Below are 7,051 nucleotides of genomic sequence, written 5' to 3' on the forward strand. Positions count from 1 at the left end.
TAACGGTTCGGGTATTGCCGAAGTGGCGGATTATTAGTACAAAAGCTCAATAGAACTACTGCTGTTGAACCTTGCACAAATGTTTCATTGTAGCACTTCACCCGCCATTTTGGCAATACCCTGTTACCAGCCGTATTTCTTTCTGTTGTCAATACTTTGTCGTTACGCTATTTGAAAAACTACCCGAATTGTTTTTCCCTTTATAGCTTATTTGCACTCTGTATTGTTTGTCCTTTTCAAAATTGTCAGAACGAACAACGAACGAATTTAATCCTTTTTTCGCTTTTGCTTTTGTCGTTCCAATAGTTTTTTCTGTGTCGTAGTCTTGAATTTCTATTTCAACTTCTGCTTTGTCAACAAAGTAAATAATTACTTCTACTTCGTTCTTTGTCTTGCTGATTATATCTCTGATATTATTTTCGTTCGTTATGTAAGTCCGTTCTCGTTTTTTGCCTTTTTCAATTCCTTTGATTTTGGTATAAGTAATTATTCCTTGCACATTACCAAATTCAACAAACGGCATTGGAAAGAATGGCAAAATATAATATCTGTATGGGTCGCTTTTTGCTTGAACGATTTTTTGATAAGTGTTTCCGTTTATTGTGTCAAACGTAACGCCTTGTAAAAACAAGTCTTTCCCGTTTTCTGTTTCAATTATTTTCAATTCGGTTTTGTAGTCTTGAAAAGGCACAAATTGATAACCGACATAATATCCGCTGTCTGTAACAGCTATTAAAAGTTCTTCGTGACTGTCGTAATTGCCGCTTAAATAATTGTAGCTTTCAACTTCAAACTTCAACGCTTTTGTATTGTTTGCTACTGTGTCGCCTACATACTTGAAGTTCTTGAATTGTTTGTCTTCGTATTCGGCAAGATTAGTCGTGTCGTCATACCATTTTCTTCGGTAAAACAGTTGAACTTCATCGCCCTTTTGAATGTCAAATTTTGTTGAAGCGGTAAAATTGTTTTGTAAACCTTTGGTTATGTCGTTGTAATTGTCGCCCATTAACTGTTTGGTATAAAACTGTCCGTTGCTTGAAACGACAAGCGATTGTAAGTCGGGAATAATTACAAGATAAATTTCTGAATTGTCTGTCGGATAATATTTTTTTGGTGTTTTTTCTGTCGGAACTAAACTGTCTCTTGGATAACTACTTCGTGTGTCAATAAATTCAAGCAAAATTTGTGTTTGTCTGCCGAAGATTGTTCCTGTCTGTTCGTTGTTAGTTTGGTAGTTGATTTTGTGAACGATTTTTTTGCTATTGTCAAGCAAACAATAAATGCCGTTTGTAAAAGTTTCGTAGAAAGTTTTTTTGTCTTGTTTGTCCGAATAGTCTGTAAAGTCTGCTGTTTGGAATTTGTGATATTTTACGTTGTCAATAATCGTGTCGGTTAAGTTAGTTCTTGTTTGTAGTCCGATAAATTCGTTTTTCTTGTCAAAGTAAGTTGCTCTGAAATAAAGTTTAGAGTTCGCAAGTTCGTTTCTGGATTGTCCAAAAGCAAAACAGTTAAGTAGAAGTAAAAATATTGTCAATGTTCGTTTCATTCTCGGTGTCGTTCTAATATGGCTGGTAACGGAAAAAGTATTGGCGAAGTGCGGGCTAAAAGGGACTGAAAGTTCAATTTAAACTGAAAGTAGCCGATGCTTTTTTCGGATTGTTAAATTAACAAAAAAATCAATACGGAAAAGCAGCGGCGGATAATTTTTCAAATCTTTCAACTTTAACCTTCCTCCCGCATTTTGCCAATACAATGTTAGGCGACGTTCTTAATAATTAAACACCAAGAAAATTTTTCCATAAAGTAGTTAATTCTCTAAAATCTTCGAGAGAACAGGTGATATCGTATTTTTGATTTTTTTCATCATAATATTCAATACAATTTGGAGTAATTAAAGCAAATTCATCATATTTATTATTTATCCAAGGATCATCAATTTTTTCATATTCATTATTTAATGCTAATTCAATATCATTGATAACATTTTTTAATTGTTGTTCATATAGAGCAGAAATAAATTGCATATCAAAGTCTATTGTTTCAACAGATTTTATAGTTTCTTTAAATAGAAAAAATTTTTTTTTAAATTTAATATTTCTTTTTTCTAAAATACTCAACATAAGTAAATTATTTGAATTTAATTTTCAGTCAACATTCTTTAATTTCATTTTATGGTAAAATTTCAAGATTTTATTTTCTTAAATTTAAATAATTACGAAATTTTCATAGAATGTCGCCTAACGTTTCGGGGCTTTGCGTTCGGGCGGGAAATCGAAGCACAAAAGCTGATATTATTACTAAAGTTCAATAGAAAAACTGCTGTTGAATTTTGCACTTCAGCCCGCCTGACGCAAAACCCTTGTTACCAGTAGTTTTTCTATTTCTTGTTATTCTTTATTTTCTGTTTCATTTGTTGTCCGTATAAAAACAATTGCGGTATGAATAGTAAAATCAAAAATAAATGTCGTGAATTAAAACCCTTCTTAATTATAAAAAATGTCACAAGAACTGTCGCCAAAACAAGTATAATAGTGTTGATTCTATAAGCTGTTTTTATATACCCTTTGTCAGCCCATTCATCCCAACTGTCTATTTCTCTAACATTGTTTTCCTTTGTCAATACGCCAAGTTCATAAATAAATTTGGGAGCGTCTTTTTGTTGAACTTTTGCATTATTAATTTTTATTGTCCTGTCAGTAGTTACTATTTTACGCAATAATTGTCCGCTGTCAATTACAATAGTATTAATGTCTGCAATGTTTATGGGTTCAATGTCTTCATAGTTAAATATGAGTTTTCTTGTCCAGTTGAATTTTAGTTGTCCATTGTCAATAGTTATTGTTAATTGTCCAACAACAAAGTAATAAATCGTCAAAAGATAAATAGCGAAAATAATTAGTCCAATTAAAATGTTGTTTAATTCAGCACCCAAAATGAGCAATCCAATTAATGCAATCGGTGTAAAAAAGAGCCCAAATAAAACTCTCGATTGTCTGAAAATGGTTAACTCAAATTTCTGCATTGTCGGTTTTCTAAAATTACTGGTAACGGTTTGGTATTTCTGCAAACGGGGATAAATATACCAAAATTTTATACTTGCCGGAAATTAAATTTTACGTAAAAATCTTCGATGAAAACTTCCGCCCCGTTTGTATAAATACCGTGTTGTAAGCAGCGGCAATTTCTCCAAAACAAATTCTCAACGAAAGGGTAGACCTGAAATTATTAAAGTGCTGTCGGGAAGATCACCGTCCGCGCCGTTGCTGACAACGGTTTGGTATTTCTGCAAACGGGGATAAATATACCAAAACTTTATACTTGCCGGAAATTAAATTTTACGCAAAAATCTTCGATGAAAACTTCCGCCCCGTTTGTATAAATACCGTGTTGTAAGCAGCGGCAATTTCTCCAAAACAAATTCTCAACGAAAGGGTAGACCTGAAATTATTAAAATGCTGTCGGGAAGATCACCGTCCGCGCCGTTGCTGACAACGGAAAAAGTATTGGCGAAGTGCGGGCTAAAACGCTGAAAATGTTCAACTTTAACTACAAAAAGCAAAAACTTTTTTCCTTTTGCTAAAATACAAAAAATAGTAAAAGGAAAAAGTTTTTTGCGACGAAATACAATTAAATTTTCAATTAAAACTTCAATCCCGCATTTTGCCAATACAATGTTGTACGACGTTCTTATTTGTAATGGATAATAATTTCTGCAAACAAGTAATTTTCCTGTCTTTCAATTTTATTGATATATGCTTTAAAGTCTTCTTGTAAAATTTCTTTTACTTCAAATGTTTCATCTTTGGGAACGTAGCCAATTGTACCAATTAAGTTTTGAACTTTAATTGCATTTTTATCAAATTTATTATTTGGTTCTTCATATAACCAAACTTCATCATAAATAATGTTTGACTTTAATTTATCAACATATTTATTTTCTTGTAATCCTTTTAGTTCAAATTTATAAGAGTTTGGATAATTTTCTAATTCATCTTCTATTATTTTTCGATTTTCGATACTCAAATTCCATAGATAAATTTCTTTAGTTATATATCCATTTTGAATTTTTTCTTTAAATGCTGCATCTAAAATTGGAGGGATTTTTTTATCTAATTCTATCAATTTTTCATATACTGATTTTATAACTTCTGGATTCGAGTAATGATCAATAAATTCAATAACTTTTTTCGGATTCGAATTTTCGGGATTAGGAACTTCAATTTCTGCTTCGAAAGATTTATTTGACTTTAGATTAGAATTGTTTTGATTATTCCCTGAACTCATCATAATTACAAACAAAATTAGAATTCCTATAAGAATTATCCAAATCATATTTATGCGTTATTTTGGTTAGAATGTCGTACAACGGTTGGGTATTTCTGTTGGCGGGGACTTTTTATAACAAGTGTTTGTAAATATAACAAAAAGAACAATTAGCAAAAATCTTTATGATAGGAACTTCCGCCCCGCTAATAGAAATACCTTGTTAGCTGGAGTTACATCATGAATTCCTTTCCTCCAACAAAGTAACTTATTACTTTTGATACGTAATATTTTGTTATTCGAATTAGTCCGCTATCATCAATTTTCCGTGAATTATTTAATATAACTTTCAATTTCACGTTGTTATTATGAGTTAAAAGTCCGTCAAAAACCAATCTTTTAAAGCTCTCATCTTCCATAACAAAATTAATAATTTGCCCATTTAAGAAGCCTCGCCAACGAAAATTACCTTTTTTAAGAACCGAAGAAATTAAATCGATTGTTACTTCGTTATTTTTTATGTCTGGGATTTCTTCGTTGAAAAGTATAAATTGTTCATAATCACCTAACCTTAAGGTAATTTCTTCATCCGAAGCTTTGAAATTAAAAAGTTTATTAATGCCGATTTTTTTTACGTCTTTATTTCCGGTGAGCTTTTTAAAAAAATTGGATCTTCTCCAAATAATTTTATAATTTTTCAAAAGAAAGTCTATTATCTTTCTAACTGCCGTTTCGTCAATTTTTTCATAATTTGTTATTCCAAGTTTTTTTAATTCTTCTTTTTTCAGCAAATTATCTAACTCCAGATTTTCAATTTGAGCTTTATCCAATCTTTTGTTCTTGACGGGATATCTTGATAAAATTAATGTTAAAAGACTTACAACAAGACTAATTAATTCTTTATTATCATCTACAAACTGCCAAATTTCTATATAACCACCTTCCTTAGAAGGAGTCGATTCAATTCTTACACGTAAATCTAAATCATTTATTACTTCTTGAAATAAATTTAACAATTCTCTTTCGCTGTCATTTCTGAAGAATGCATCAATTTCATGCGAATCATCATAAAGATAGTAATGAAGTATTAGTTGATTGTAAAGTTCAGCCATATTTTTACATAAAAAAAAAATATAATAAAATTAATAACAGATTGATTGTTTTGTAATTACAGCTAACGTTTCGGGGCTTTGCGATGGTGGGGAAATCGAAGCACAAAACTTCAATTTTGCACAAAAGTTGAAGCGAAGAACTACTGTTGAACTTTGCAGTTTCGCCCCACTATTGCAAAACCCTTGTTAGCGGTAGTTTTTTATTCAATTCTGTCTGTGTTATATTTCTCTTTAAAGTCTCTAATTGTCTTTTTCTTGTCTTCATTGTTGAAGTTCAAATTGTCTTTATTGAAAAACTTCTCTTTCAGCTCGTTAAGTTCTCTTGTTTTTTCATACTCAAATTCTTTGTCGTAGATTTTGTCTTTTCCGAAGTAAAGTCTGTCTTCGTGAAAATAAAAAAGTCCCCAATTTAGTGTCTCGTCAAATATTATTAAGTCGTCAGCAAATAAAAGTCCCTCCCAATACTTAATTACCATCTTCCAAGTTAGCGTTACAGATTGTCCACTTCTTTCGCTGTCAATGAAAACATATTTGTCAAACGGAATAGGTTTTGAGTAAAGCCATTTCTTAATTTCAGACTCACAGTTCTCTGTTACTTCAAATTCTTCTACAGTCTTAAAGTATTTTTCATTAAATGGTTTCCATAAAGGTCCTGTAACCATTTTTGAACTGTCAATATAGTTTTTAACGAACTTGCTTGCTTCATCATTTAGAAAGAAGATTTGGTCTTTATACTCCGGAGAAATTTCATTTGCTTCTTCTGGCGACCTTAAAAAACTCCAAGTCTGTGGGAAGTCCGTTGAATAGGTTTTTATGTTGTCAAAGTTTATCATTTGTGTTGTGCTGTCTCGTTCTGTAAAATTACCGCTAACGGAAAAAGTATTGGCGAAGTGCGGGCTGGATTTAACTGAAAGTTCAATTCAGACAGCTGTGAGCAAAATGCTTTTTCAGATTGTTAAATTAATAAAAAATCAAGATGAAAAGCATTTTTGCGGATAAATATATGATGCTCTTCAGCTATGATTTAACCCCGCATTTTGCCAATACAATGTTAGGCGACGTTGTTTTGTGATTTTTTTAGTTTTAATTTTTCAATTAACCATTTTTCAGTTTTTTTTATTGGTCTTATAAATTGCAAATAACACCAAACTGCGGGAATGATTCCACCACCAAAGAAAAATAAAAATCTTTCCAAAATTGTTGGATCTCTAGAAACGCCATTAAAAGTCCATCTGTTTTCAAAAATCGAAGCAAGTGAAAAAACAAGAGTAAAAATTGATAAAAATATTATTCCTCTATAATTTGGATGAATTTTAGTTTTTAGTTTTGTTGGATTTTCACTTTCAATTTTCATTTCAACGAGAGGGAAAACTTCTATCACGACATCTAAGCCTTCTGAATATCTTTGAACCAATATATTTCTATAGGTTACATTATAATTATATTTTACAATTTGTAATCCATTCAAATAATATTCGGTTTTTTTATTTTCAAGAGTATTTATGATTTCAGTATAACTTAAATCAGTTTCATATTTATTATAAATTGAAAATGGGAGTCTGAATTTCATACAATGTCGCCTAACGGTCGGGCATTGCCGAAGGATCGGCAAATAGCTGCAGGCCTAAGCCCTGGAGCCGATCTTTTGGCAATGCCCTGTTATCTGAATTTTTTGT

General features: G+C 31.3%; 7 protein-coding genes. All 7 read right to left on the reverse strand.

Features of this window, described 5'->3' with window-relative positions:
- Positions 1-148 precede the first annotated feature (148 nt).
- Positions 149-1,546: a hypothetical protein gene (locus tag H562_RS0101055; RefSeq protein WP_027375690.1), complete on the reverse strand. Its 1,398-nt coding sequence runs from the start codon at positions 1,544-1,546 to the stop codon at positions 149-151.
- Positions 1,547-1,775: 229 nt separating this feature from the next.
- Positions 1,776-2,120 (reverse strand): hypothetical protein, encoded by a 345-nt coding sequence (locus tag H562_RS0101060; RefSeq protein WP_027375813.1) that lies wholly within the window; start codon positions 2,118-2,120, stop codon positions 1,776-1,778.
- A gap of 257 nt (positions 2,121-2,377) precedes the next feature.
- Positions 2,378-3,022 (reverse strand): hypothetical protein, encoded by a 645-nt coding sequence (locus tag H562_RS0101070; protein ID WP_027375815.1) that lies wholly within the window; start codon positions 3,020-3,022, stop codon positions 2,378-2,380.
- 665 nt (positions 3,023-3,687) lie between these two features.
- A complete protein-coding gene (locus H562_RS0101080) occupies positions 3,688-4,332 on the reverse strand; it encodes an HIRAN domain-containing protein (protein WP_156831939.1) in 645 nt (214 codons plus the stop codon).
- A 164-nt stretch (positions 4,333-4,496) separates the two neighbouring features.
- Positions 4,497-5,375: a hypothetical protein gene (locus H562_RS0101085; protein ID WP_027375817.1), complete on the reverse strand. Its 879-nt coding sequence runs from the start codon at positions 5,373-5,375 to the stop codon at positions 4,497-4,499.
- Positions 5,376-5,575: 200 nt separating this feature from the next.
- On the reverse strand, positions 5,576-6,208 hold the full coding sequence (locus H562_RS0101090; protein ID WP_027375818.1) for a hypothetical protein: 633 nt from the start codon (positions 6,206-6,208) through the stop codon (positions 5,576-5,578).
- 218 nt (positions 6,209-6,426) lie between these two features.
- Positions 6,427-6,945, reverse strand: a complete 519-nt coding sequence (locus H562_RS0101095) for a hypothetical protein (protein WP_027375819.1) — start codon at positions 6,943-6,945, stop codon at positions 6,427-6,429.
- Positions 6,946-7,051 lie beyond the last annotated feature (106 nt).

This window comes from Kaistella palustris DSM 21579, from assembly GCF_000422265.1.
In the GTDB taxonomy this organism is placed as follows: Bacteria; Bacteroidota; Bacteroidia; order Flavobacteriales; family Weeksellaceae; genus Kaistella; species Kaistella palustris.

Coding starts and splice junctions, on each gene's coding strand:
- H562_RS0101080 (WP_156831939.1), bottom strand. CDS start 4,332: ATGATTTGGATAATTCTTATAGGAATTCTAATTTTGTTTGTAATTATG.
- H562_RS0101070 (WP_027375815.1), bottom strand. CDS start 3,022: ATGCAGAAATTTGAGTTAACCATTTTCAGACAATCGAGAGTTTTATTT.
- H562_RS0101060 (WP_027375813.1), bottom strand. CDS start 2,120: ATGTTGAGTATTTTAGAAAAAAGAAATATTAAATTTAAAAAAAAATTT.
- H562_RS0101055 (WP_027375690.1), bottom strand. CDS start 1,546: ATGAAACGAACATTGACAATATTTTTACTTCTACTTAACTGTTTTGCT.
- H562_RS0101095 (WP_027375819.1), bottom strand. CDS start 6,945: ATGAAATTCAGACTCCCATTTTCAATTTATAATAAATATGAAACTGAT.
- H562_RS0101085 (WP_027375817.1), bottom strand. CDS start 5,375: ATGGCTGAACTTTACAATCAACTAATACTTCATTACTATCTTTATGAT.
- H562_RS0101090 (WP_027375818.1), bottom strand. CDS start 6,208: ATGATAAACTTTGACAACATAAAAACCTATTCAACGGACTTCCCACAG.